Here is a 24,600-nt window from a genome sequence, read left to right as displayed (position 1 = left end):
CGCGTTCCCCGCGCCGCCGCGATGCGACGGGTGGCGCCGGAACCGGCGGGCTTCCGGTGTCACCCGTTGAGAGGAAGGCGGACGCCGCGGTCCCGGTAGTGGACGGGACCGCGGCGTCCGCTCTTCGGCGCGTCCCCGCGGATCCCCGCCGTCGCGGGCGTCCGCGGGACGCGCTCTAGCGGCCGCCTTTGCCGGGGATCCGGCGCGGCTGCTGGGTCGGCCTCATCGGCAGGTGCGGCTTGGGCATCTGCCGGGGCGCTGCTGGCATGGCCCACTCGGGGAGCGGGAGATCGGTGGCGCCGGGCTTGTTCTTCCCGGAACGCTTCTTGCCTGAGCGGGTTCGCATATGGGACTCCTTTGGATCGGTGACGACGCGGCGCCGCGCAGGGCCGTGCCGGAGAACTCAGCTGCCGCGTCAGACGAACGGGGCCGGAGGGCTGAGCGCGGGCGGATCAGCGTGGGCTGATCGACGCCGGCTTCCTAGGAGTTAATCCACATGCCGTCGACGGTATGCCGCGGGTCCCGGACCGTGCAAGCCATTTAATGTCCTGCCGTTTGAGGACCTGTCCGTTCCGAGTCATCCGGCAGGCGGAGAGAGGGTGTGGGTACGGCGGGGCGCGGACCGTACCCACACATCCGGGAAATCAGCGGATCGGCCGGTGCACGTTCTCCACGGCCGACGGGCCGGGATCGGCGGCGGCGATCCACGGCCCCTCGATCGAGGGGTCGAGGATGCCCTCCTCCAGGAAGGCGTAGCGCCCGTCCAGGAGATACCGCGTCAGCCGTACGTCACGGGCGTCGGTGTTGACCCAGAGCCGCCGGAACGACGCGTCGGCGCGCAGCCGCGCCTGGCGGCAGAAGACGTCCGCCAGCTCGGTGGGCCTGCACCCCAGATCGGCCGCCTCCTCCCGGGCGCGCACGCACGTCGCGGTGATCGCGAACAGCTCGGCGCCGATGTCCACGATCCTGCCGAGGAAACCCTGCCGGTGTTCGAGGCGTCCCTGCCAGCGCGACATGCCGTAGAAGGTGGAGCGGGCGAGCTTGCGGCCGGCGCGCTCCACGTAGCGCAGGTGCCGGGCCAGCGGCCCGAACTCCGCGTAGGCCCCGGGCCGGGCGCCCGCGCCCGCGACCAGGGTGGGCAGCCAGCGGGCGTAGAAGCCGCCGGCGCGGGCGACGGCGCGGGCCTTGTCGCGGCCCGTCACCGACGGGTCGATGACGTCCCCGGCCGCCGACAGGTGCGTGTCCACCGCCTCGCGGGCGATGAGCAGCTGCATGATCTCGGTGGACCCCTCGAAGATCCGGTTGATCCGCACGTCGCGGAGGAGCTGCTCGGCGGGGACGCCGCGCTCGCCCCGCGCGGCCAGCGACTCGGCGGTCTCGTAGCCGCGCCCGCCCCGGATCTGGACCAGCTCGTCGGCGACCCGCCAGGCCATCTCCGTGGCGTACAGCTTGCCCAGGGCGGCCTCGATCCTGATGTCGTTGCTCTCGTCGTCGGCCATCCGGCAGGTCAGGTCCATCACCGACTCCAGGGCGTAGGCCGTGGCGGCGATGAAGGCGACCTTCCGGGCCACCGCCTCGTGCTCGCCGATCCTGCGCCCCCACTGCACCCGCTCCACGGCCCACTCGCGGGCGATCTTCGCCGCCCACTTGGCGTTCCCGGCGCAGGAGGCGGGCAGCGACAGGCGGCCGGTGTTCAGCGTGGTCAGCGCGATCTTCAGGCCCTGCCCCTCGCGGCCGATCAGGTTGGCGGCCGGCACCCGGACCTGATGGAACCGCGTCACCCCGTTCTCGATGCCGCGCAGCCCCATGAACGCGTTGCGCCGCTCGACGGTGATCCCGGGGCTGTCCGCCTCGACCACGAACGCGGAGATGCCCGAGCCGGTCCGGGCCATCACCACCAGCAGCCCCGCCACGACCCCGTTGGTCGTCCAGAGCTTGACGCCGTCGAGCACGTAGTCGTCGCCGTCGCGCGTGGCCGTGGTCCCCAGCCGGGCGGGATCGGAGCCGACGTCCGGCTCGGTCAGCAGGAAGGCCGAGATCTCCCCCTTGGCGCACCGGGGCAGGAAGGCGCGCTTCTGCTCCTCGGTTCCGAACAGCTTCACCGGCTGCGGCACCCCGATCGACTGGTGCGCCGACATCAGGGTGCTGATCGCCCCGCAGTACGAGCCCGCGAGCATCAGGGCCCGGCCGTAGTAGAGGTGGCTGAGCCCCAGCCCGCCGTACTCCTCCTCGATGGTGATCCCGAACGCGCCCAGCGCCGCGAGTCCCTTGACCACCTCGTCCGGGATCTGCGCGGTCCGCTCGATCAGCGCCGGATCCACCCGGGTGTCCAGGAAGCGCCGCAGGGAGCGCAGGAACTCCTCGCCCCGCTTGGCCTCCTCCTCCGCCAGCGCCGGGGCGGGGTGGACCAGGTCGAGACGGAAATCACCGAGAAAGAGCTGCTTGCCGAAGCTGGGCCGGACCCACTCCTTCTCGCGGGCCTGCTCGGCCACCTCGCGTGCCTTGGCGTACTCGGTCATCGTGACCTCCTCGGGCGCGGATGCAACCGACGTTACGCCCGGGCGGGGGCCCCGAGAAAGGGCGGGCGATCGGGAAGCGCCACATGCACGCATGTGCCCGCGCCGGGAGCCGAGGTGATCCAGCAGCGGCCGCCGTGCGCCTCGGCGATGGCCTTGACGATCGACAGCCCCAGGCCGGCGCCCTCCCGCACCCGCTCCTCGCCCCGGTGGAAACGGTCGAAGGCCCTGGCCGCCTGCTCGCGCGACATGCCCGGTCCGTCGTCGTGGACCTCGACGAGCACGGTGCCCTCGAACGGCCGCGCGAGCCGTACGGTGGCGACGGTCCCCCGGGGGGTGTGGGCCCGCACGTTGGCCAGGAGGTTGACCAGGACCTGGCGGATCCGCGCCTCGTCGGCGACGACCGGCAGCGCGGCGGGGGCGTCGACGACGACCAGCGAGTCCGGGTCGACCGCCGCGCAGTCCGCGGCCACGTCGCGCGCCACGTCGGCCAGATCCGTCTCGGCCGGTTGGAGCGCCGCGCTCCGGTCCAGCCGGGCCAGCTCCAGCATCTGCCCGACGAGCTCGCCCATCCGGGTCGCCTCGTCCTCGATCCTGCCCATGACGCGCGGCAGGTCCTCGGCGCCCAGCGCGCCGGTCCGGTAGAGCTCGGCGTACCCCCGGATGGTGGACAGGGGCGTGCGCAGCTCGTGCGAGGCGTCGGCGGCGAAGCGGCGGACCCGCTCCTCCGACGCCTGGCGGTCCCTGAAGGCGCCCGCGATCCGTTCGAGGAGGAGATTGACCGCGGCCCCGAGCCGCCCGACCTCGGAGGCCCCTTCGGGCATGCGGACGGACAGATCGCCGTGGCTGGCCATGGCGTAGGCCGCGCCGGCGATCCGCGCCAGCGGGGTCAGCCCGCGGGTGATCAGCATGCGGCCGATGAGGGCGAGCAGCAGGATGAGCAGGCCGCCGGTCAGGAGCTCGGTGATGACGAGACGGCGGATCGGGTCTTCGACGGACTCCAGCGAGACCGCCACGACCACCAGCCGGTTGCCCTGACGGGCCTTGGCCACCCGCGCGATCAGGCGGTACTCGCCCGTCGGATCGAGGTCGAAGCGCTCCTGCGCCGCCGCGTAGCCTTTCAGCCGGTCGCGGCCCAGCCGCTCCACCAGGTGCGGGACGACCGTGGTCTCCGGGGCGTCCCCGTTGACCAGCCGGGCGCGTCCCGTGGCGAGGCTGATCACCGCCACCGCGTAGGTGGAGCCGGTCAGCGTCTGCGAGAGCGGCCCGCCGGGAGCGGCCGCGATCCGCTTGGCGGCGGTGGCGGTGGCCGCGCGGAGCTGCCCGTCGACCCGCTGGAGCAGGTGCTCGTGCAGGACGAGCACGCTCACGCCGGAGAGCGTGAGCAGCAGGGCCGTGCTCACCGTCAGCAGGCCCGTCAGCAGGCGGGCGCGCAGGGACATCAGGAGACCTGGGGTGCGCGCAGCGTGTAGCCGATTCCGCGCTGGGTGTGGATCAGCGGCGGACCCAGCGGGTCCAGCTTGCGGCGCAGGTAGGAGATGTAGGTCTCGACCACCTGGGAGGGGCCGCCGTAGCCCCAGACGTGCTCCAGCAGCTGACGCTTGGTCAGGACCAGGCCCCGGTTCTCCATCAGGAAGGCGAGCAGCCGGAACTCGGTGGGGGACAGGTCCACCGCGACTCCGGCCCGCCGCACCTGCCAGCGCGACTCGTCGAGTTCCAGGTCCGCCACCCGGAGCACGCCGCCGGCCTCCCCCGCGGGGGCCGAGGTCCGGCGCAGGACCGCCCGGACCCGGGCGACGAGGGCTTCCACGGAGAAAGGCTTGGTGATGTAGTCGTCGCCGCCGAGCGTGAGACCGTGCACGGTGTCGGACGTGGTGTCCCTGGCGGTCAAGAAGATCACGGGGGTGTGCCGGCCCGCCGCGCGGATCCGGCGGCACACCTCGAACCCGTCGATGTCGGGCAGCAGCACGTCCAGCACGACCAGAGCGGGCGGATCACGGTCCACTTCGGCCAGGGCGTCTGCGCCGGTGGTCACGCCCCGCACGCGGAACCCGTGGAACCGCAGGGTGACCTCGACGATGTCACGGATGTTGGGGTCGTCCTCGACCACAAGGACGGATATCTCGCTCATGGGGTGCCAATTCTTACCTAATTCCCGCAGGAGCGGCTCCCCTCGGAGCCGTCCCCGGGCGTCCTCCGTTCAGCCGGGAACCCGTCCCGGTTCCACCGGGCGGATCCCGCGCTCCCGCGCCCCTCCACCGGGCGGATCCTCACGTCCCCGCGGGCCCCGACGGGCGGACTCGCGTCCCCGCGGGCTTCCCCTGCGCCGCGGGGACGCGCGAAGCGGTGGGGACCCCGGCGCATTCAACGGGGCCCCCACCGCCCCCCGATCAGCTGCCCGGAGTGGCCGGAGTGGTCGGCGTGCCCGGCGTGGCCGGCTGCTCCAGGACGGCGCGGTTGCGCGGCACGAACACCGCCGCGGCCGTGGGGTCGGTGGCGGTCGGGACGCCGATCACGAAGACCCCGTCCCCGACCACCAGCTTGGACAGGTCGGCGGGCGCGCCGAGCCTGCGGAACCGGGTGGTCGGGTCGAGATTCCAGTTCCGGTAGAGCCCGTCCTTGCTCTTGACCGTCAGCCGGCCGTCGGCCTTGGCGGTGATGACGCCGCGCTGCCAGGTGTAGTTGATGAACACCTGCTTCTTGTCGCGGACCGTGGCCTGCCCGTGGATCCCGACCACCCAGAGGTTGTAGTGGGTGCGCAGGCCGGGCCCGCGCAGCGTGGAGTCGGCCTTCAGCAGCTCGTCGGCGATCGCGGTCACCCCGGACGGCACGGGGGCGGCGTTCTCCGTGGCCCAGGCGCCGGAGGTGGTCAACATGATCGACGCCGTGACGGCGGCGGCGCCGAGCGCCAGTTTCCTCTTCATGATGCTCCTTGTGAGGGTGCCTCCCCGGCGGGAGGTGCCGATCAGGCAACCGTCCGGCGCTGGGAGCATCGGAGGAGAAACCTGGGAACTTCATGAGAGCCCGGCGGAAGGCCGGCGTGAGGGCGCGGCGGAAAGGGGGCCGGTGAGAAGGGAGCCGGCGGGAAGAGTCCACCGGGAAGGGGATGCCGGGAAGAGTCCGGCGCGCCCGGCGGGGCGCGCCGGAGGCGCGTCAGTGGGGGACGCGGGCCACGCAGAAGACCGTCTGGCCGAAGGGCGGGCGGATGAAGCGCTCGATGAAGCGGGTGGTCGGCACGACCGTGCGGTCGTAGATCTTCACCAGGCGGGGGTCGGGGTAGCCGACGCCTCCGCGGCGGACCGCCGCCCACCAGGCGATGCCGCCCAGGAAGTTGATCGGCTTGAGCACGTCGATGTCGAGCCCGGCCTTGGAGACCGTGCTGCGCAGCGTGGCCGGGGTGTAGCGGGTGACGTGGCCGACCTTGCGGTCGAAGTCGCCGTAGAGCTGCATGTAGCCGGGGACCCAGATGACGATCCGGCCGCCGGGGAGGGTGACCGCGGCGAGCGAGCGCAGGGCCTCGACGTCCTCCTCGATGTGCTCCAGGACGTTCATCATGACGACGGTGTCGACCTTCTCCCCGATGGGGATCTCGGTCGGCAGGCCGAACTGCAGCACGTCGACGTCGTCGTGGTCGGCGAAGCGCTTGGTGAGCTGCTCCACGCAGTAGGGGTCGAAGTCGCTGACCACCAGCCGGTCCAGACGCGGCAGGAACTGCTCGGCGAAGTGGCCCAGGCCGGAGCCGATCTCCAACAGGGAGCGGCCCACGTGCGGGGCGACCATGTCGAACTCGTACTGCCGGTAGTTCTTGGCCTCGTCGCCACCGAGGTGGTTCTCCAGGGCCCCGTCACCGGCCGCGGGTTGCACTACACGGTCATACCCAGACATGCGCTTCCGTCCAGCTCGCGGAGGGCCGTGGCGCGTCGGCCACGGTTATGGACAGGCAGAGTCTAGTGGCCCTTCCTTCGACACGGTTCATCGAACTTCCCTCTGATCATGAAGACCCGGCAGCGAGGCCCCAGGATCGGACTTATCACCTTTTATTGTTATTTCTAGTTGATTGAACTTTTAAATGTGGCCGGCTCATGTTTTTTAAAGGGGGAGAGAGGAACTCCGGCCTCATTGTGTGACGAGATTTATACCGTGGGTGTAAAAATTCCTACCCGCGACCCCCCGGCGTCCCCGGGCGTGACTCTGGCCAGGTGTTATGGCTGTCACGTGGAAGGAGCGCGAACGAATGCCGAATCCATGGTGGCGGGGGAACCTCCCTGCGGAGACGAGCACCTTCGTCGGCCGTGAGGCCGAAATCAGGGAGCTGGCCAAACTGCTGGCCGAAACGTCTCTGGTCACTATCGTCGGCGCCGAAGGCGTCGGAAAGTCGCGGATCGCCGCCAAAGTGGCGGAGGAACGCCGCGATTCCTACCTGGACGGCGCCTGGCTGGTGGAACTGTCCGGCGAACGCAACGGCGACCTGCTTCCCCACACGGTCGCCGCCGTCCTCGGACTCCGTGAGGAGTCCGCCCGCCCCCAGCACGAGCTGCTCGTGGAGTTCCTCGCGGGCAAGAAGCTCCTGCTGCTGCTCGACACCTGCGAGCACCTCCTGCCCGCCTGCCGCGAACTGGTGGCCGCCATCCTGGCCAGGGCCCCCGGCGTGCGCATCGTCGCGACCTCCCGCCAGCCCCTCGGCCTGCCCGGGGAGGCGGTCCTGCCCGTCGAGCCCTTCGCAGTCCCGAGTTCCGCGAGCTCCGCGAGCTCCGCGAGCTCCACGAGCCCCGTGAGCTCCGCAGGGGGCGCCCGGGGACCGGAGGGGAACGACGCGCTCCGCCTCTTCCTCGACCGGGCGGCGGCCACGGCGCCCGGTCTGGCCGAGGACGAGGCCGGGCTGCGGGCCGCCGTACGGATCTGCCGGCGTCTGGGCGGCATCCCCCTCGCCGTCGAGCTGGCGGCCGGGCGGCTGCGGACCCTGCCCCCGGACCTGCTCGCCGAGCGCCTGGACGGCAGGTTCGCCGCGCTCTCCGCCAACCGCGCCCTCGTCTCCCACCACCAGACGCTGCGCACGGCCGTCAGCTGGACCCACGACCTGTGCAGCCGCGAGGAGCGCCTGCTCTGGTCGCGCCTGTCGGTCTTCGCCGGGCCCTTCGACGCCGAGGCCGCCGTCTGGGTCTGCGGCGACGAGCACCTGCCGAACGTGCCGGACACCCTGGCCGACCTGGTGAAGAGTTCGCTGCTCATCCCCGTCCCCGGCGGGTACCGGCAGCTCGACACGGTCAGGGAGTACGGCAGGGAGCTGCTGGCCCGGCTCGGCGACGAACGACGGCTCGCGCTGCGGCACCGCCACTACTACCTCAACCTCGCCCGCCGGGCCGACGAGAACTGGTACGGCCCCGACCAGGAGGAATGGGCCAGGAGCCTCAACTTCTCCATCACCAACCTCCGGCTGGCCCTCGACTCCGACCCCCCGTCCAACCCCCTGTCCATCGAGCTCGCGGGGACCCTCTGGATCCTCTGGTTCTGCCTCGGCCGCATGCAGGAGGGCCGCTACTACATGAAGCGGGCCATCGACGCCGCGCCCATCACCGACCCCAGCCTGCCCAAGCTCCTGTGGGCCGACGGCTGCGTGGCCATGGCCCAGGGAGACCTGGAGTCCGGCCGCCACCGGGCCGAGGCGGCGCTGGCCGCCGCCCTCGACTGGGGCGACTACGCGGCGGCGGGGCACGCCCAGCTCCGGCTGGCCACCCGCTCCCTGTGCATCGGAGCGCTCGACGAGGTCGAACCCAGCATCGAGCAGGTGCGAGAGCATTTCCGGAAGGCGAAGATCATGACTGTCGGCGAGCCGCTCGCCATGGTGACCGTGGCCATGGCGGCCACCTGGCAGGGGAACTTCGGCAAGGCCATCACGGTGCTGGAGGAGACCCAGCGCCTGTGCGACGGCCACGGCGAGCGCTGGGCCCGGGCCTACGGCGACTACGTGCTCTCCATCGCCCAGCTCGGCCTGGGGCGGGTGGAGGAGGCCGAGTGCGCCGCCCGGCAGTGCCTCGACGCCAAGTGGCGGCTCCGGGACACCACCGGGGTCGCGCTCGCCCTCGACCAGCTCGCGATCATCGCCGCGGTCCGGGGCGACGGCCACCGTACGGCACGGCTCCAGGGCTCGGGCATGCGGCTGTGGACGACGTTCGGGCTGCGGGGGTTCGGCTCGGAGAGCATGTCGGAGCCGAGGACCGTGGCCGAGCGCACCGCCCGCCAGCTGCTCGGCGACGACGGCTACGACACGGCCTTCGCCGAGGGGCGCGACGACGACCCCGACGCCGCGGTGGCCTACGCCCTCGGCTATTTCCCGGAGCCGGACGCCTCCCGGAGCCCGAGTCTCGGGAACCGCCCTCCCGGGGCATGATCCGGGACTTCCGCTGGAGGGCTCCCATGCGGTGGAATCTGTCAGAACATCGGGCGGAGGAATCTGTTCAGAGCAGTTGAAGGAGCCCCGAGACGGACGACGACGAGGCGATCGCCCGGTCCCTGGCCGGTGACCTGTCCGCCTACGAGGCGCTGGTCACCCGCTACAGCGCGCTCGCGCACCGGACCGCGGCGATGCTCGGTGCCGGGGACGAGGCCGAGGACGTGGTCCAGGAGGCGTTCGTCAAGGCCTACCGCCACCTGGACACATTCCGCCGGGACGCGCCCTTCCGCCCGTGGCTGCTGCGGATCGTCGCCAACGAGACCCACAACCTGACCCGCGCCCGCGGCCGCCGGGCCGAGCTCACCGTCAAGATCACCGGACTCGACCGGCCGGGAGCCTCGGATCCCGCGGACCCGGCGGACCCCGAGAACGCCGCCGTCGCCACCGACCGCCGCGCCCGGCTCCTGGACGCGGTGCGTACGCTTCCCGAACGGGAACGTCATGCCGTCGTCTGCCGGTACTTCCTGCAGCTGTCGGAGGCCGAGACCGCCCAGGTGCTCGACCTGCCCGTCGGAACCGTCAAGTCGCGGACCTCCCGCGGCCTGGCCCGTCTGCGTGAGGAGGTGGACCGTGGCCTCGACTGACGAACCCGACGACCTCGAGGTCCAGCTCCTCGCGCTCGGCGAGTCCCTGGACATCCCCGTCCCGCCTCCGGCCGCCACGGCTCGCGCCGTACGCGCACGCCTCGAAGCCCTCTCCCCCCACCCGGAGGCCACCCCCGCTCCGGCGGATCCGTCTCCTCCCGCCGACCCATCCGATCCCGGGCCATCGCGTCCTGCGGACCCGTCCCGTCCGGTGTCCTCGGGTCCCGCCCCATCGCGTCCCGCGGACCCGTCCCATCCCGCGCCATCGGGTCCCGGGCCATCGCGTCCCGCGCAACGTTCCCGCCGCTCCCGGGGCTTCCTTCCCGCGCCGGTACGGCGGGCATGGCGTACGGCGCGGTCCGGCGCCCGCGTGCGGCGGCGCGTGGTGGTCTCGGCGGTCGCCCTCCTCGTGGCCCTGTTCTTCGGGGCCACCCCCGTCGGACGGGCCGCCGTGGTCGAAATCCTGAAGTTCGCCGGGATCGAGCTGCGGATCGGTGATCCCGGGCCGCTGCCGTCCGGGAGCCCGAGGCCGCTGCCCATGGAGGGCACGACGACGCTGGAGGAAGCCCGCCGGCAGGTGGTGTTCCCGATCGTCGTCCCCGCGGAGCTGGGGGAGCCGGACGAGGTCAGGATCAGCGACCGCGGCAGGGTGGTCTCGATGGTGTGGCCCGGCATCAGGCTGGACCAGTACGACGGCACGCTGGAGGTCGTCTTCCGAAAGGAGCTGGGCCCTCCCTGGCCCGAGGAGACCACCGTGGACGGCTCGCGGGCGGAGTGGGTCCCGGCCAAGCACGGCCTGACCTACCTGCCCCGGGCGGGCGGGCTGCCGGTCGAGACCCGGCTGTCCGGCCCCACCCTCGTCTGGCAGCGCGGCGGGGTCGGTCTCCGCCTGGAGGGCGTCACCGACCGGGAAAGGGCCCGAGAGATCGCCCGGTCAGTCCAGTGAGCCCCGAGCGCGACCCCGACCGCGACCCCGACCCCGACCGCGACCCCGGCCCCGACTTGAGCCCGATCCCGGGTTCTCGGGCGTCACGCGCGGTCAGTCCAGTGACCCCGTCGCCAGCCAGTCGTCGATCCCCTTCAGCAGCTCCTTCCGGACCGCCTCCGGCGCCGCCGACCCCCGGACCGACTGCCGCGCCAGCTCGGCCACCTCCGCGTCGGCGAAGCCGTACACCCCCCTGGCCAGCTCGTACTGGGCCAGCAGCCGCGAGCCGAACAGCAGCGGGTCGTCGGCGCCCAGCGCGATCGGCACCCCCGCCTCGAACAACCGCCGCAGCGGCACGTCCTCGGCGCGCTCGGCCACCCCCAGCCCGACGTTCGACATCGGGCAGACCTCGCAGGTGATCCGCCGCTCCGCGAGCAGCTCCATCAGCCGGGGCGACTCCGCCGCCCGCACCCCGTGCCCCACCCGGTCGGCCCCCAGCTCCTCCACGCACTCCGCCACGCTCGCCGCGCCCAGCAGCTCCCCGCCGTGCGGGACGGCCAGCAGCCCCGCCCCCCGGGCGATCCGGAACGCCCGGTCGAAGTCGCGGGCCCGGCCCCGGCGCTCGTCGTTGGAGAGCCCGAACCCGACCACGCCGTGGTCCATGTACTGCACCGCGAGGCGGGCGAGCGTCCTGGCGTCCAGCGGGTGCCGGGTCCGGTTCGCCGCCACCACGACCGCGATCCCGATGCCCGCGTGCCCGGCGGCGCGGTCCACCGCGTCCAGCATCAACTCCAGCGTGGCCGTCAGCCCGCCGAACCGCTGGGCGTACCCGGACGGGTCGACCTGGATCTCCAGCCACCGCGACCCCTCGGCCGCCTCGTCCTCGGCGGTCTCCCGCACCAGCCGGTAGATGTCGTCCGGCCGCCGCAGCACCGAGCGCGCGATGTCGTACAGCCGCTGGAACCGGAACCAGCCCCGCTCGTCGGTCGCCCGGAGCCGGGGCGGCCAGTTCTGTTCCAGCGCGTCCGGAAGGTGCAGGCCCTGCTCCCGGGCCAGCTCGACCAGGGTGGAGTGCCGCATGGAACCGGTGAAGTGCAGGTGCAGGTGTGCCTTGGGAAGGTCGCTGAGGGGACGTGGCATTTCCATATGCTGCCGTACCTCCCCCGTCACCCGCGGCCGACTCCCCGGCGATTCTCCGGTGATTCCCGTCTCCGGCCTCTCAACCCGGCGGGGCGCTCACGCGTTGGGGAGGGCGAAAGGGGACCTCGCTGATGACGGAAGAAGACGAGGCGGCCTTCGACGAGTTCCTGGCCGCACGGAGTACGGCGCTGCTGCGCACCGCGATCCTGGTCTGCGGCGCGTCGCAGCACGACGCCGAGGACCTGGTGCAGAACGCGCTGGAGAAGGTCTACCGCCACTGGAGCAGGATCCGGCACGACAATCCCGACTCCTACGCCCGCAGGGTCGTGGTGAACGCGGCGATCAGCGTCTCCCGCCGCCGCAAGGTGATCCGGGAGATCACCTTCGCCCGGCCGCCGGACACTCCGGCCGACTCTCCGGACCTGGACCTCCGCGACGCCCTCGTGGCGGAGCTGCGGAGGCTGCCCGCGCGGATGCGCGCGGTGCTGGTGCTCCGCTACTGGGAGGACCTGTCGGAGGCGGAGACCGCCGCGCTCATGGGCTGCTCGGCCGGGACCGTGAAAAGCCAGGCCGCACGGGGGCTGGCCAGGATTCGCGAACGCATGGGAACACGGGAAGGGGTGCTGGGATGAACCGCGGCGACGATCGGACGGGCCTGCCGGACGGGCAGGTCGCCCGCGAATTGGCCGACGCGATGGAGGCGCACGTCCGCGGCGTGCACGCCGGGCCGGGGATGGCCGGGGCGGTCCGCGACCGCCACCGCACGCGCAGGATCTGGTTTCGTACGGCGGGCGCCGCGCTGGTCACCGTCGCGATCGCCGGATCGGTCCCGGTCTACCTGGCGGTGAACGCGGGCCCGCCGTCCTCGGTGGCCGGGCCCGCCTCCCGGACCGGCTCCGACTCGCTGGCCGTCGCGGTCCGGGAGGTGACGGTCCCGGAGGTCGTCGGCCTGTCGGCGGACAAGGCCGTCGCCGTCCTGGAACAGGCGGGGCTCGCCGCGGCGGTCGAGGGCGACGGGGGAGCCGCCGGGCAGGTGGCGCGGCAGGATCCCGCCGCCGGCGAGAAGGTCGGGGAGGGGCGGACCGTCACGCTGGTCGTGGTCGAGATTCCCGCGGAGCGCCCGACCCCGACCCCGGACCCGTCCGAGGGCGAGGACGCGCCCATGCCGCAGGACCTCGGGGATCTGGGCGACGGCCGGAAGTTCGGCGGCGTCGAGTTCGCCCACCTGCCCGAGGGCCTGAAGTGGGGCGAGTGGTCGGTCAAGGACGGCTTCGGCACGACGAGCTACAGCACCTCGTGGGCGGAGCCCGGCCTCGATCCCGGGATGTACAGCGTCCAGGCGGTCGTCTACCACGGTGACGCCGCAGCCCGGACGACCGCGCGGATGAGGGGCTACCGCGACCAGGGGGCCGAACCCGTCACGATCGACGGGAAGCGGGTCTACATCGTCCGCACCGGTGAGGCCGTGGGCAGGATCGAGGAGAGCGGCACTCCGACCGCGATCTGGACGGAGCGCAAGGGGCTGGTGGTCGAGATCATGATGAGCCCCGACTACTTCGACCGGCTCGGCGAGCGGGAGGCCCAGGCGGAGATGAGGAGGATCGTCGAAGGGGTCACGCCCGAGAAGTGACCTCCCCGGCGATCCCGGTACGGCTCCCACGTCCGGGCGGCGGGAGCCGTACCGGGCCCGCGAAGTCCCGCAAAGCCTGAAAACACGGGGAAAATCGTCGATGGGGTTTCGTGGACACGTGCATCCGTGCGACGGTGGGAACACGAACAGTTGGGACGACGCCGGGGCTGCTATGGAAGCGGACGTCTTCGTCGGCAGGCAGACGGAGCTGGCTGACATCTGCGGCCTGCTCGGAAGGGCGGGGCATGTCACCCTGACCGGCGCCGCCGGCACCGGCAAGAGCCGCCTGGCGCTGCGCCTGGCCGAGCCCCTGGAGCGGGAGTCCCCGGGATACGTCCACGTGGTGGACCTGTCCGAGACGCCGGACGACATCGTCGCGCTGAGCGAATCCCTCGCGGCGGCCTTCGACGGCGGGAGCGACGGCCGGGAGCGGCCGGGCGCGCCCGCGGGGAAGAGCGCGAACGGCGCCCGCGGGCGGTCCCGCCTGCCCGCGCTGGAGACCGTGGTCGACAGTCTCCGCGTCAACCCCGGCCTGATCGTCCTGGACGGCTGCGACCGCGTCGCCCACACCGCGGGCATCCTGGTGGACCGCCTCCTGCGCGAGGTGCGGGGGGTGCGCATCCTGGCCACCAGCAGGCAGCCGCTGGGCTTCCCCCACGAGAACGTCTACCCGGTCGAGGCCCTGTCCACGGCCGACGCCGTCGACCTGCTCATCACCCTCGCCGGGGACAAGCTGGGCGGAGCCGACCCGGCCGACCTCTGCCGGCGGCTCGACAACCTCCCGCTGGCCATCGAACGGGCGGCGGCCACCCCCGACCCCGCCTCCCCCCGGCACGGCGCCCTGTGCGACACGCTCGGCCTCAGCCACGAGCTGTGCGGCGTCGAGGAGCGCCTCGTGTGGGCGCGCCTGTCGGTCTTCTCCGGAGGCTTCGACGCCGCGGCCGCCCAGCACGTCTGCGCCGCCGGCGACCTCACCCGGGGGCAGATCCTCGACGCGCTGTCCGACCTGACGTCCAGCTCGGTCCTCATCCGCGAGCAGGACGACCGCGGCGTCCGCTACCGCCTGCTCAACGCCGTGCGCCGGTACGGCGCCGCCCGCCTCGACGAGCTGGGGGAGACGGACGAGACCCGCCGCCGCCACCGGGACCACTTCCTCGCCCTCTCCTACCAGGCGGCCCGCGGCTGGCGCGAGGACCAGCTCGGCTGGTGCCGCAGGCTCCAGCCCGACCTGCCCAACATCCGCCTGGCCGTCGAATACTGCTACAGCCGGCCCGAGGAGGTGCGCCGGGGCCTCGACCTGATCGCCTGCCTGTGGTTCCTGTGGAACTGCTGCGGCCGGCACGACACCGGGTACGCGCTCCTCCAGCGCGGCCTGGACCTGGAGCGCGAGCCGGGGCCCGAGCGGAGCAGAGCCCTGTGGGTCTACACCTGGATGCTCATCCAGCACGGTGACCTGGAGAGCGCCGAACGCACCCTCGCCCAGTGCGCGACCGGCCCCGGAGAGTGGGACGCCACGGCCTACATCAGCCACTTCCAGGCCCATCTGGCCGTCGCCAGGGGCGACCTGGCCGAGGCCATGCGGCTCATCAAGGAAGCCAGGGTGGGCCACCGCTCGGCCGGAGACCTGGTCGCCGGGTTCCTGCCCACCTACATCGTCGTGGCCGCCGCCCTGATGCTCGCCGAGCGGTACGAGGAGGCCGTGTCCGTGCTGCACGAGGGCCGGGAGCTCTGCGGCTCCTGCGGCGACTACTGGACCCTCGCCCGCCTCGACCTGCTGCTGGCCCAGGCCGAGCGGATCCTCGGCAACACCACGGCCGCCACCGCCTCCGTCCGGGAGTCCCTGCGCGGGGCCCGGCTGTTCGACGACACGATCGCCCTCGTCGAGGGGATCGAGACGTTCGCCGCGATCGCCGAGGACGACGGTGACGACGCGCTCGCCACGGTCCTGCTCGGCGCGGCGTCCCGGGCCCGGGGAACCGTCACGGCGGGGTTCAGGTGCCCGTCCATGCTCGCCGGCGTGCTCGACCGCTCCGAGGCGAGGCTGCGCGGCCGTACGGACGAGAAGGAGTACGAACGGCTCGTCGAGCAGGGCCGCGCGACCGATCTGCCGACCGCCGTGGAATACGCGCTGCAGGGCGTCGCCGCGACCGGCGGCCGGACGCCCGCGGAAGACGGCTGAGCCCGGGCCGTGCCGGCCCGGGCCCGTCGAGGGCACGGGCCGTACGTCGGCGTGCCCGTGAAGCGTTCCGGGGTCAGCGCGTCCCGGACAGGAACTTGGCGACCCGGCTCACGCCCTCGGCGAGGTCGTCGTCGCCGAGCGCGTAGGACAGGCGGAAATATCCGGGGGTGCCGAACGCCTCGCCGGGGACGAGGGCGACCTCGGTCTCCTCCAGGATGATCTCGGCGAGCTCCAAAGAGGTCTGCGCCCGCCTGCCGTCGCCGAGGTCCCTGCCCAGCAGCTGCTTGACCGAGGGGTAGACGTAGAATGCGCCCTTCGGCTCGGGGCAGACCACGCCCGGGATCTCGTTGAGCATGCGCACCATGGTCTGGCGGCGGCGGTCGAAGGCCTCGCGCATCCGCGCCACGGCCGACAGGTCGCCGGTGACGGCCGCCAGGGCGGCGGCCTGGGCCACGTTGGAGACGTTGGAGGTGGCGTGCGACTGCAGGTTGGTCGCGGCCTTGACGACGTCCTTCGGGCCGATGAGCCAGCCCACCCGCCAGCCGGTCATCGCGTAGGTCTTGGCGACGCCGTTCAGGATGACGACCCGGTCGCCCAGCTCCGGGACGGCGGTGGCGATGCTGGTGAAGCTCGCGTCGCCGTAGGTGAGGTGCTCGTAGATCTCGTCGGTGACGACCCACAGGTCGTGCTCGGCGGCCCAGCGGCCGATCGCCTCCACCTGCTCCGGCGTGTAGACCGCGCCGGTCGGGTTGGAGGGGGAGACGAACAGCAGGACCTTGGTGCGGTCGGTGCGGGCGGCCTCCAGTTGCTCCACGCTCGCGAGGTAACCGGTGGTCTCGTCGGTCACGACGTCGACCTGGACGCCGCCGGCCAGCTTGATCGCCTCGGGGTAGGTCGTCCAGTAGGGCGCGACGACCAGGACCTCGTCCCCCGGGTCCAGCAGCGTGGCGAAGGCCTCGTAGACCGCCTGCTTGCCGCCGTTGGTGATCAGCACCTGGGCCGCTTCCGCCCGGTAGCCGGAATCGCGGAGGGTCTTGTCGGCGACGGCCTGCTTGAGCTCGGGGAGACCGCCGGCGGGCGTGTACTTGTGGAACCGGGGAGTCCGGCACGCCTCGACGGCGGCCTCGACGATGTAGTCCGGGGTCGGGAAGTCCGGCTCACCGGCGGCGAAGCCGATGACCGGACGGCCCGCCGCCTTCATCGCCTTCGCCTTGGCGTCCACGGCGAGCGTGGCGGACTCGGAGATCGCGGAGATGCGCGCGGAGATGCGAGGACGGGTCATGCCCTCCATGGTTACAGAACCGTCGCGGGGTTCCCCGGCTTATCCGTCATCCGGACATCCCGGAGGTGTCGCCCGGGTGTCGCTCCCGCCTTCCGGGGAGCCACCGGAGATCTCTCCAGGTATTTCGTGATCCTTTTTGATGTCATGTAGTGCTTCAAGGGATATGTTCGACACGCCGCGTGTACTGCGGAAAGGGCGGTTGACCTGGGGAATCGCCCCCGGTTCGACGTGGCGCTCATTCCCACGTAGACTCCGGCGTGGCCTCGCCGTCGAATGCGTGATCGTCGGCCTGGCTGGTGAGCCACGGACAAACTTCGGGTCAACCGGGGTATGGTGGTTCATGTCTTAGGGCACTGGCGCAATTGGTAGCGCTCCGGTCTCCAAAACCGGCGGTTGGGGGTTCGAGTCCCTCGTGCCCTGCGAAGAGCGGTCCGCGCATCAGGGCGTCTAGCGCGCCGCTGTTATGCGTTGGATACGACGGATCAGGTGAGGACTGTGGCGATCGACACGCGCGGCGAGACCGCAGACAAGCCGAGCGGTGAGAAGAAGACCAAGCGCACTTCTCCCGCCCTTTTCTATCGGCAGATCGTCGCTGAGCTGCGTAAGGTCATCTGGCCTACGCGCAAGGAACTCATTTCTTACACCATCATCGTCCTGGTCTTCGTTCTGATCATGGTCGGGATCGTGTCCGGGCTCGATGCGCTGTTCACCGAGGGCGTGCTGAGGATCTTCGGCGGATCCTGAGCCGGTGCCCGGCGGGCCGCCCCGCCGCGAACCCAGCCCCTCCGCAAGTCCAGTCAGCCCATCGACGGAAAGAGAAAGAGCCACCGTGTCCGAGTCTTCACAGCCGGCCGGCGAGTCCCGCGACGAGTGGGAGGGCGAGCCGGAAGAGGCCATCGACGCCGTGGAGGGCTCGCTCGACGAGTCCGGCGAGACCGATGTCGATGAGACCGACGTCGATGAGGTCGGCGATGAAGAGGCCGATGACGAAGCGGTCGACGTCGATGAGGTCGGCGACGAAGAGTCCGACGAGGAAGAGGCCGGAGCCGAGGCCGAGGAGGCCCCGGTCGGCGCCGTCGACGAGGACGGTGACGTCCTCCCCGACGTCGACCCGGTCGAGGAGTTCAAGCGCCATCTGCGCGGTCAGTACGGCGAGTGGTACGTCATCCACTCCTACGCCGGTTACGAGAACCGCGTGAAGGCCAACATCGAGACCCGCACGCAGTCCCTCAACATGGAGGACTACATCTTCCAGGTCGAGGTGCCCACGCACCACGTGACCGAGGTGAAGAGCGGCAAGCGTCAGCTCGTCAAGGAGCGGGTGCTGCCGGGCTACGTGCTGGTCCGCATGGAGCTCACCGACGAGTCGTGGTCCGCGGTGCGCAACACCCCCGGCGTGACCGGCTTCGTCGGTCTGTCGAACAAGCCGAGCCCGCTGAGCATCGACGAGGTCGCCAAGCTGCTGGCCCCGGAGCCCACCGAGGAGGCCAAGAAGACGACCGTCAAGGCCGCGGCCGCGACCGTCGACTTCGAGGTGGGCGAGTCCGTCACCGTCATGGACGGCCCGTTCGCCACCCTGCCCGCGACGGTCAGCGAGATCAGCGCCGAGTCGCAGAAGCTCAAGGTGCTCGTGTCGATCTTCGGTCGCGAGACCCCGGTCGAGCTCTCGTTCAACCAGGTCTCGAAGATCTGACGTCGTCGCATAAACTAAGACGTTCGGTGGCCGTGTTTCGCGAAGCACGGCCTCCGACATGTTCCCCGTCTCTGCGGGGAACCGCATCAATCCGATGAGGACCCGGAGAAAATCTCATGCCTCCTAAGAAGAAGATCGCGGCCCTGGTCAAGGTCCAGCTCCCCGCTGGCCAGGCCACGCCCGCCCCGCCGGTCGGTACCGCCCTCGGTCCGCACGGCGTCAACATCATGGACTTCGTGAAGCAGTACAACGCTGCCACCGAGGCCCAGCGCGGCAACATCATCCCCGTCGAGATCACCATCTTCGAGGACCGCAGCTTCACCTTCATCACGAAGACGCCCCCGGCGCCGGAGCTGATCAAGAAGGCCGCCGGTGTGGCGAAGGGCTCGGCCGTCCCGCAGAAGGACAAGGTCGGCAAGCTCACCCGTGAGCAGCTGCGCCAGATCGCCGAGACCAAGATGCAGGACCTCAACGCCAACGACATCGAGGCCGCCGAGAAGATCATCGCCGGCACCGCCCGGTCGATGGGCATCACCATCGCCGACTAGCCGTCCCGGCCTCCGGCGGCACAGACCTCGAATCGAGTGGGAGGGCCAGGCGCTGGCCCGCACCACGGACACTCAGATCAGGAGTGAGCAAGTGAAGCGCAGCAAGGCACATAACGACGCCGCGGCCAAGGTGGACCGCGAGAACCTGTACAGCCCGGCCCAGGCGGCCAAGCTGGCCAAGGAGACCACCGTCACCAAGTTCGACGCCACCGTCGAGGTCGCTCTGCGACTGGGCGTCGACCCGCGCAAGGCGGACCAGATGGTCCGCGGCACCGTCAACCTCCCGCACGGCACCGGTAAGACCGCCCGGGTCCTGGTCTTCGCGACCGGTGACCGTGCCGAGGAGGCCCGCGCCGCGGGCGCCGACATCGTCGGCGCCGACGAGCTGATCGACGAGGTGGCCAAGGGCCGCCTCGACTTCGACGCCGTCGTCGCCACCCCGGACCTCATGGGCAAGGTCGGCCGCCTGGGCCGCGTGCTCGGTCCGCGTGGTCTGATGCCGAACCCCAAGACCGGCACCGTGACCCCGGCCGTCGGCAAGGCCGTCACCGACATCAAGGGCGGAAAGATCGAGTTCCGTGTCGACAGGCACGCGAACCTGCACTTCATCATCGGCAAGGTCTCCTTCGACGACCGTCAGCTCGTGGAGAACTACGCCGCCGCCCTCGACGAGGTGCTGCGTCTCAAGCCGTCGGCGGCCAAGGGCCGTTACCTCAAGAAGGTCACCTTCTCCACGTCCATGGGCCCCGGCATCCCGGTCGACCCGAACCTGACGCGGGCGCTGACCGCGGAGCTCGAGGCCTGATCTCTCAGTCCTCAGACGTCAAAGGGCCTCAGCCGAATGGCCATTCGGCTGAGGCCCTTTATCGTTCCCATGGACGAGGCGAGTTCTTCCCCGCCCGCATAGTCTCGAAGAGACAAGTAATCGGGGGATGTGAAGGGGTGAGGCGGATGCGTCGATTGGCTCCCGCGCTGGCACTGGGGGCGGCTGCGCTGGTCGCGGTCACGGGATGCGGAGCCCAGGGGGACGTGGTGCCCCTGGGGAATGTGAAGTTGGCGGCGGCCGAGGCGGTCCAGGAGAGCGCCCAGAAGGCCGAGGAGGTCACCTCCTACTCCGCCGACGTGGTGGTCGAGGCCACCGGAGGACCCGAGGACTCCGGCAAGATCCAGGGCAGCATGGTCTACCAGAGCAAGCCGGAGCTGGCGACCGACATCACGTTGGACGTGATCTCCTTCGGCGGGCGGAACGTGCCCGGAGGGGCGCGGGCCATCCTGCTGGGTGAGACGGTCTACGTGAAGTCCGAGCTGCTCACCCAGCTGGCCGGGGCGACGAAGCCGTGGGTGAAGGTGTCGGTCGGCGACCTGGACACCGGCGGACAGGCCGAGATCAGGCAGTTCATGGACCAGGCCCGGCAGTTCGACCTGGCCGGGACGGTCAAGCTGCTGACCGCGTCGAAGGACGTCAAGGCGGTCGGCACCGAGACGGTCGGCGGGGTGGAGACCACCCACTACAGCGGCACCTTCCCGCTCGCCGAGGCGGTCCAGGCGTTCGCCCCGCAGGAGCGCGAGCGGCTCCAGGACCAGTTCTCGCACGCCAAGAACGTGAAGTTCGACCTGTGGGCCGACGCCCAGTACCTGCCGCGCAAGGTGACGCTGAGCGGGTCCGAGCAGGGGACGTCGTTCTCGATGGCCGCGCACTTCAGGAACTTCAACGAGGCCGCGACGATCACGGCCCCGCCCGCCGACCAGGTGGGCGACCTGCCGAAGAACCCCGGCGGGAACTGACCGGTCGTGGTACGGCCCGCACCCCGGGATGTCCGGCCGGGGTGCGGGCCGTACCCATGAGAAGAGCGGCTCGCCGGCCCCGTCGGTCCCGTCGGTCCCCGGGACAGGGCACGGCCGTCCCCCGATTTGGTCAATCCTCTGACGGGGCGTAAGCTGTCAACGCCGAAGACCGCCGGTCGTCGTCTGACTTGATGTCAGACGGCCTAAGGATCCACTCAGTGGACGGCCCGCGCAGGTGTGATGTGAGTTTTCATTGGGATCGTTCTGACTGTCCTCGTGTGAGCCCCGTGCGCCTGCGCCCGGGGCTGTTGTCATTTGTGGGCCTTTCCCGGCGGGTACATCTGGAAGGAGGCCCATGGCGAAGGCGGACAAGGCGGCGTCCATTGCCGAGCTCAAGAGCAGCTTCGAAGGCTCTGGCGCTGCTGTTCTGACCGAATACCGCGGTCTCACCGTCGCTCAGCTCAAGCAGCTGCGCGTTGCTCTCGGTGGGAATGCGCAGTTCGCCGTGGTGAAGAACACGCTGACCAAGATCGCGGCCAACCAGGCCGGGATCAACCAGCTCGACGACCTGCTCGCGGGTCCGTCGGCGATCGCGTTCGTCGACGGCGACGTGGTCGAGGCTGCCAAGAGTCTGCGTGACTTCGCCAAGGCCAATCCCCTCCTGGTCATCAAGGGCGGTGTCGTCGACGGTAAGGCGATGACCCCGGCCGAGATCAGCAAGCTTGCCGACCTCGAGTCGCGTGAGGTTCTCCTCGCGAAGCTGGCCGGCGCCATGAAGGCGAAGCAGGGCCACGCGGCCGCCGTCTTCAACGCGCTGCCCACCAACATGGCTCAGCTGGCCGAGGCTCTGCGCGCCAAGCGCGCCGAGGCCGGCGAGTAGGTCCGCGCAAGCGGTCGCAGGGGATTAGCGCATACGTAACCGCGGTCCCGATTCTTTAACCAGCTAGATCCATACGGAGGAAATCATGGCGAAGCTCAGCAACGACGAGCTGCTCGACGCGTTCAAGGAGATGACCCTCCTCGAGCTGTCCGACTTCGTGAAGCTCTTCGAGGAGACCTTCGACGTCAAGGCCGCCGCTCCGGTCGCCGTTGCCGCCGCCCCGGCCGCCGGTGGCGCCGGTGGCGCCGCTGAGGAGGCCGAGGAGCAGGACGAGTTCGACGTCATCCTCGAGGCCGCCGGCGACAAGAAGATCCAGGTCATCAAGGAGATCCGCGCCCTGACGAGCCTGGGCCTGAAGGAGGCCAAGGACCTGGTCGACGGCGCTCCGAAGCCGGTCTTCGACGGCAAGGTCAACAAGGAGCAGGCGGAGAAGGCCAAGGCTGCCCTCGAGGGCGCCGGCGCCACCGTCACCGTCAAGTAGTTCGCTACGCCGGGAAGAGCGGGTCCACCAGGTGCCGGTGGCCCGCTCTTCTTGCGTGTCCGGGCCCTTCCTCGCCCACTTGTTGGACGGCTAGTCTCATAACCGTGTTGTAACGATCGCCGGATCGCCTGGGAATCCGGTCCGCTCGGGGCGATCGTCACTACGGTGGTGCACCGGTCTTCTGGAGGACTGCACGTGGGCGTCGAAGTCGTGGTCGAGGGACTGACCAAGTCGTTTGGAAGGCAGGTCATCTGGGAGGACGTCACGCTGACGCTCCCGGCGGGTGAGATCTCGGTCCTGCTCGGCCCCTCGGGCACCGGCAAGTCCGTCTTCCTCAAGTCCCTCGTCGGCCTGCTGAGGCCCGAACGGGGCCACATCTGGATCGACGGCCACGACCTGGCCAACTGCGGCGAGGACAAGCTCTACGAGCTGCGGAGACTGTTCGGCGTCCTGTTCCAGGACGGCGCCCTCTTCGGCTCGCTCAACCTCTTCGACAACGTCGCCTTCCCGCTGCGCGAGCACACCAGGAAGGGCGAGACCGAGATCCGCAAGATCGTCATGGAGAAGATGGAGCTCGTCGGCCTGATCGGCGCCGAGGGCAAGCTTCCCGGCGAGATCTCCGGAGGCATGCGCAAGCGGGCGGGCCTGGCCCGGGCGCTCGTCCTCGACCCCGAGATCATCCTGTTCGACGAGCCGGACTCCGGTCTCGATCCGGTCCGCACGGCCTATCTGAACCAGCTGATCGTGGACCTCAACGCGGAGATCGAGGCCACCTTCCTCATCGTCACGCACGACATCAACACCGCCCGTACGGTCCCGGACAACATCGGACTGCTGTTCCGGCGCGAGCTGATCATGTTCGGTCCTCGCGAGATGCTGCTCTCCAGTGACGAGCCGGTGGTGCGGCAGTTCCTCAACGCGCGCAGGCACGGCCCGATCGGCATGTCGGAGGAGAAGGACGTCTCCGAGCTGGAGGCCGAGGCGCAGCTGGGTCACGACCCGGGAGGCCTGCCGCCCATCCCGCCGCAGCTCATGCCGAGCGAGAACCGGATCCGGCGCACGCAGCGCCCGCCGGGCGAGTGGCTGGCCGCCAACGGCGTCATCCCGCCGGTGAACTCCTTCGTGGACGACCGGGGCCGCAACTGGCTGGAGGAGTATCCCCGCCTCGTCGAGGCGCATCTCAACGGCGTCCGGTGACAGCCGGGCCTCCGGCCTTCCCGACCCCTTTCCCCCGTTTCCCGCTTCTCCCTGCTTCGTCCCACCGCCGTCCCCGGCCTTCCCCCGTGTCCCGGGGCGGAGGACACGGTGTGACGAAGAGCGTTCCCGCATGACGCGGCGCATCTCCGCCAGGAGATGAGTTCGATGTTCCATCGGTGCTGATCGATCCCGTTCGCTATGGTTGATGGTGATCGACCGTGACGGTGACAGCCGAGCTGGAAGATCGAAGCGTGCTGAGGAGACTCCTGCCCTGGCTGCCGGGCCTGCTGATCGCCTGCCTCGCGGCGGCGGCCTTCTGGGTGGGCGGAGACCTGCGCGACGCCCAGGCGGCCGACGACGACCGCGCGGCGGTGCTGCGGGCGGCGGGCGCGCACGCGGTCAACCTCCTGTCGGTGAGCCACCGGACCGTCGAGGCCGACATCGCGCGCGTCCTGGCCTCCTCCACCGGGCCGGCCAAGGCCGAGTACGCCAGGAACGCCGCCACCCTGAGACAGACCACGGCCGAGGAGAAGGTCGTCCAGACGGGCGCGCTGCGCGCCGTCGGGCTGGTCGCGCTGGAGGGGGACACGGCGCGGGTGCTGGTGGCCGGGGACGCGGTGATCAGGTGGGAGGGGAGTGAGAGCCCCCCGCAGGAGCGTTTCCACCGGTGGCGCATGGAAGTGACCAGGACCGGCGGGACGTGGCTCGTGTCGAAGGCCGAGCTGGTCCCATGAGGCGCGCCTCCCTGCTGGTCACCGGGGTGCTGAGCCTCGTGGCGCTGGTGCTGGCGGCGGCGGTCGGAGTCATGCTGGCCGACCTCGGCCGGCTGCGCGCGGGTGAGGACGCGGGGCGGGACGCGCTCGCCGCCGCCCGCTCCTTCGCCGCCGACATGCTGTCCTACGACTACCGCACGATCGAGCAGGACTTCGCGCGGGCCGGGGGATACACCACCGGAGGGCTCGCCGAGCACTACCGGCGGCTCGCCGCGACCATGGGGCCGCCGGCCCGGCAGCAGCGGCTGGTGCAGTCGGCGACGGTCGTGGAGGCGGCGGTGGAGTCGGCGGGGCCGGACCACGCCGAGGTGCTGCTGTTCGTGAACATGAACACCGCCAGGACCCCGGCGGGGGAGGATCAGCCCCGGCGGCAGGTGACCCGGGGACGGGTCCGTTTCGTGATGGTCCGGGACGGCTCCCGCTGGCTGGTCACGGAGCTCTCCACACTCCTGGGAGCCGCCCCGCCCCTGTGACTGCTCTTACGGCGACGCTGTGTCGATGGCGACGCTGACGGGCCGCGATTCGGGGGGTGCTGG

At 71.0% G+C, this 24,600-nt stretch carries 24 protein-coding genes and 1 tRNA gene; 17 read left to right on the top strand and 8 right to left on the bottom strand.

The genetic code is table 11. The features are described from left to right. Nucleotides 1–175 precede the first annotated feature (175 nt). The 6 genes from Plo01_RS11765 to Plo01_RS11740 all read right to left on the bottom strand — a co-directional run bounded on the left by Plo01_RS11765 (nt 176) and on the right by Plo01_RS11740 (nt 6,380). Complete coding sequence (locus Plo01_RS11765) at nt 176–346, bottom strand: hypothetical protein (protein WP_203890567.1); 171 nt, start codon at nt 344–346, stop codon at nt 176–178. A gap of 298 nt (nt 347–644) precedes the next feature. Continuing rightward, nucleotides 645–2,519, bottom strand: coding sequence for an acyl-CoA dehydrogenase family protein (locus Plo01_RS11760; protein ID WP_203890566.1), 1,875 nt, complete (start codon nt 2,517–2,519; stop codon nt 645–647). A 32-nt stretch (nt 2,520–2,551) separates the two neighbouring features. Beyond that, entirely contained in the window at nt 2,552–3,958 is a 1,407-nt protein-coding gene (locus Plo01_RS11755; RefSeq protein ID WP_203890565.1) for a sensor histidine kinase, read from the bottom strand. Continuing rightward, nucleotides 3,958–4,647, bottom strand: a complete 690-nt coding sequence (locus Plo01_RS11750; RefSeq protein WP_203890564.1) for a response regulator transcription factor — start codon at nt 4,645–4,647, stop codon at nt 3,958–3,960. The genes Plo01_RS11755 and Plo01_RS11750 overlap by 1 nt, the downstream gene beginning before the upstream one ends. Nucleotides 4,648–4,906: 259 nt before the next feature. Further along, nucleotides 4,907–5,440 (bottom strand): hypothetical protein, encoded by a 534-nt coding sequence (locus Plo01_RS11745; RefSeq protein WP_203890563.1) that lies wholly within the window; start codon nt 5,438–5,440, stop codon nt 4,907–4,909. Nucleotides 5,441–5,669: 229 nt separating this feature from the next. Continuing rightward, entirely contained in the window at nt 5,670–6,380 is a 711-nt protein-coding gene (locus Plo01_RS11740) for a class I SAM-dependent methyltransferase (RefSeq protein ID WP_239316171.1), read from the bottom strand. Between the two features lie 370 nt (nt 6,381–6,750). Between Plo01_RS11740 and Plo01_RS11735 the strand changes: the two genes are divergently transcribed. The 3 genes from Plo01_RS11735 (at nt 6,751) to Plo01_RS11725 (ending at nt 10,497) form a co-directional block, all read left to right on the top strand. Then, nucleotides 6,751–8,904, top strand: coding sequence for an ATP-binding protein (locus tag Plo01_RS11735; protein WP_203890561.1), 2,154 nt, complete (start codon nt 6,751–6,753; stop codon nt 8,902–8,904). Nucleotides 8,905–9,014: 110 nt separating this feature from the next. Next, nucleotides 9,015–9,551 (top strand): RNA polymerase sigma factor, encoded by a 537-nt coding sequence (locus Plo01_RS11730; protein WP_203890935.1) that lies wholly within the window; start codon nt 9,015–9,017, stop codon nt 9,549–9,551. 370 nt (nt 9,552–9,921) lie between these two features. Then, the gene (locus Plo01_RS11725; protein WP_203890560.1) at nt 9,922–10,497 is read left to right on the top strand and encodes a hypothetical protein; all 576 of its coding nucleotides are present in this window, start codon (nt 9,922–9,924) and stop codon (nt 10,495–10,497) included. Between the two features lie 93 nt (nt 10,498–10,590). Here Plo01_RS11725 and Plo01_RS11720 read toward each other — a convergent pair whose 3' ends face one another. Beyond that, a complete protein-coding gene (locus Plo01_RS11720; protein WP_203890559.1) occupies nt 10,591–11,616 on the bottom strand; it encodes an adenosine deaminase in 1,026 nt (341 codons plus the stop codon). Nucleotides 11,617–11,747: 131 nt separating this feature from the next. Between Plo01_RS11720 and Plo01_RS11715 the strand changes: the two genes are divergently transcribed. From Plo01_RS11715 to Plo01_RS11705, 3 genes are all read left to right on the top strand, one after another. After that, a complete protein-coding gene (locus tag Plo01_RS11715; RefSeq protein WP_203890558.1) occupies nt 11,748–12,248 on the top strand; it encodes a SigE family RNA polymerase sigma factor in 501 nt (166 codons plus the stop codon). Next, on the top strand, nt 12,245–13,246 hold the full coding sequence (locus Plo01_RS11710; RefSeq protein ID WP_203890557.1) for a Stk1 family PASTA domain-containing Ser/Thr kinase: 1,002 nt from the start codon (nt 12,245–12,247) through the stop codon (nt 13,244–13,246). Before Plo01_RS11715 ends, Plo01_RS11710 begins: the two co-directional genes overlap by 4 nt. 172 nt (nt 13,247–13,418) lie before the next feature. Further along, nucleotides 13,419–15,425, top strand: a complete 2,007-nt coding sequence (locus tag Plo01_RS11705) for an ATP-binding protein (protein WP_203890556.1) — start codon at nt 13,419–13,421, stop codon at nt 15,423–15,425. Between the two features lie 73 nt (nt 15,426–15,498). Here Plo01_RS11705 and Plo01_RS11700 read toward each other — a convergent pair whose 3' ends face one another. Continuing rightward, entirely contained in the window at nt 15,499–16,707 is a 1,209-nt protein-coding gene (locus tag Plo01_RS11700; protein ID WP_203890555.1) for a pyridoxal phosphate-dependent aminotransferase, read from the bottom strand. A 347-nt stretch (nt 16,708–17,054) separates the two neighbouring features. Between Plo01_RS11700 and Plo01_RS11695 the strand changes: the two genes are divergently transcribed. The 11 genes from Plo01_RS11695 (at nt 17,055) to Plo01_RS11645 (ending at nt 24,537) form a co-directional block, all read left to right on the top strand. Beyond that, nucleotides 17,055–17,127: transfer RNA gene (locus tag Plo01_RS11695), tRNA-Trp, on the top strand. A gap of 75 nt (nt 17,128–17,202) precedes the next feature. Then, the gene (gene secE, locus Plo01_RS11690) at nt 17,203–17,451 is read left to right on the top strand and encodes a preprotein translocase subunit SecE (protein ID WP_203890554.1); all 249 of its coding nucleotides are present in this window, start codon (nt 17,203–17,205) and stop codon (nt 17,449–17,451) included. Nucleotides 17,452–17,536: 85 nt separating this feature from the next. Next, a complete protein-coding gene (gene nusG, locus Plo01_RS11685; protein ID WP_203890553.1) occupies nt 17,537–18,400 on the top strand; it encodes a transcription termination/antitermination protein NusG in 864 nt (287 codons plus the stop codon). Between the two features lie 116 nt (nt 18,401–18,516). Next, nucleotides 18,517–18,948 (top strand): 50S ribosomal protein L11, encoded by a 432-nt coding sequence (gene rplK / locus Plo01_RS11680; RefSeq protein ID WP_203878953.1) that lies wholly within the window; start codon nt 18,517–18,519, stop codon nt 18,946–18,948. A gap of 91 nt (nt 18,949–19,039) precedes the next feature. Then, nucleotides 19,040–19,753, top strand: a complete 714-nt coding sequence (gene rplA, locus Plo01_RS11675) for a 50S ribosomal protein L1 (protein ID WP_203890552.1) — start codon at nt 19,040–19,042, stop codon at nt 19,751–19,753. A 146-nt stretch (nt 19,754–19,899) separates the two neighbouring features. Then, nucleotides 19,900–20,733 carry an SCO4651 family lipoprotein gene (locus Plo01_RS11670; protein WP_203890551.1) on the top strand — a complete coding sequence of 278 codons (834 nt, stop codon included), beginning with the start codon at nt 19,900–19,902 and terminating at the stop codon, nt 20,731–20,733. Between the two features lie 355 nt (nt 20,734–21,088). Further along, nucleotides 21,089–21,613 carry a 50S ribosomal protein L10 gene (rplJ, locus tag Plo01_RS11665; RefSeq protein ID WP_203890550.1) on the top strand — a complete coding sequence of 175 codons (525 nt, stop codon included), beginning with the start codon at nt 21,089–21,091 and terminating at the stop codon, nt 21,611–21,613. Nucleotides 21,614–21,698: 85 nt separating this feature from the next. Continuing rightward, entirely contained in the window at nt 21,699–22,094 is a 396-nt protein-coding gene (rplL, locus tag Plo01_RS11660; protein ID WP_203890549.1) for a 50S ribosomal protein L7/L12, read from the top strand. A gap of 195 nt (nt 22,095–22,289) precedes the next feature. Next, nucleotides 22,290–23,291, top strand: coding sequence for an ABC transporter ATP-binding protein (locus Plo01_RS11655; protein ID WP_203890548.1), 1,002 nt, complete (start codon nt 22,290–22,292; stop codon nt 23,289–23,291). A gap of 251 nt (nt 23,292–23,542) precedes the next feature. Beyond that, the gene (locus tag Plo01_RS11650; RefSeq protein WP_239316167.1) at nt 23,543–24,025 is read left to right on the top strand and encodes an Rv1363c family protein; all 483 of its coding nucleotides are present in this window, start codon (nt 23,543–23,545) and stop codon (nt 24,023–24,025) included. Next, entirely contained in the window at nt 24,022–24,537 is a 516-nt protein-coding gene (locus tag Plo01_RS11645; RefSeq protein WP_203890547.1) for an Rv1363c family protein, read from the top strand. Before Plo01_RS11650 ends, Plo01_RS11645 begins: the two co-directional genes overlap by 4 nt. The last annotated feature ends 63 nt before the right edge of the window (nt 24,538–24,600 follow it).

The organism is Planobispora longispora, assembly GCF_016863135.1.
Classification (GTDB): Bacteria; Actinomycetota; Actinomycetes; order Streptosporangiales; family Streptosporangiaceae; genus Planobispora; species Planobispora longispora.
Note: the sequence above shows the minus strand (reverse complement) of the source record. Positions and strands in the feature narration are given on the sequence as shown.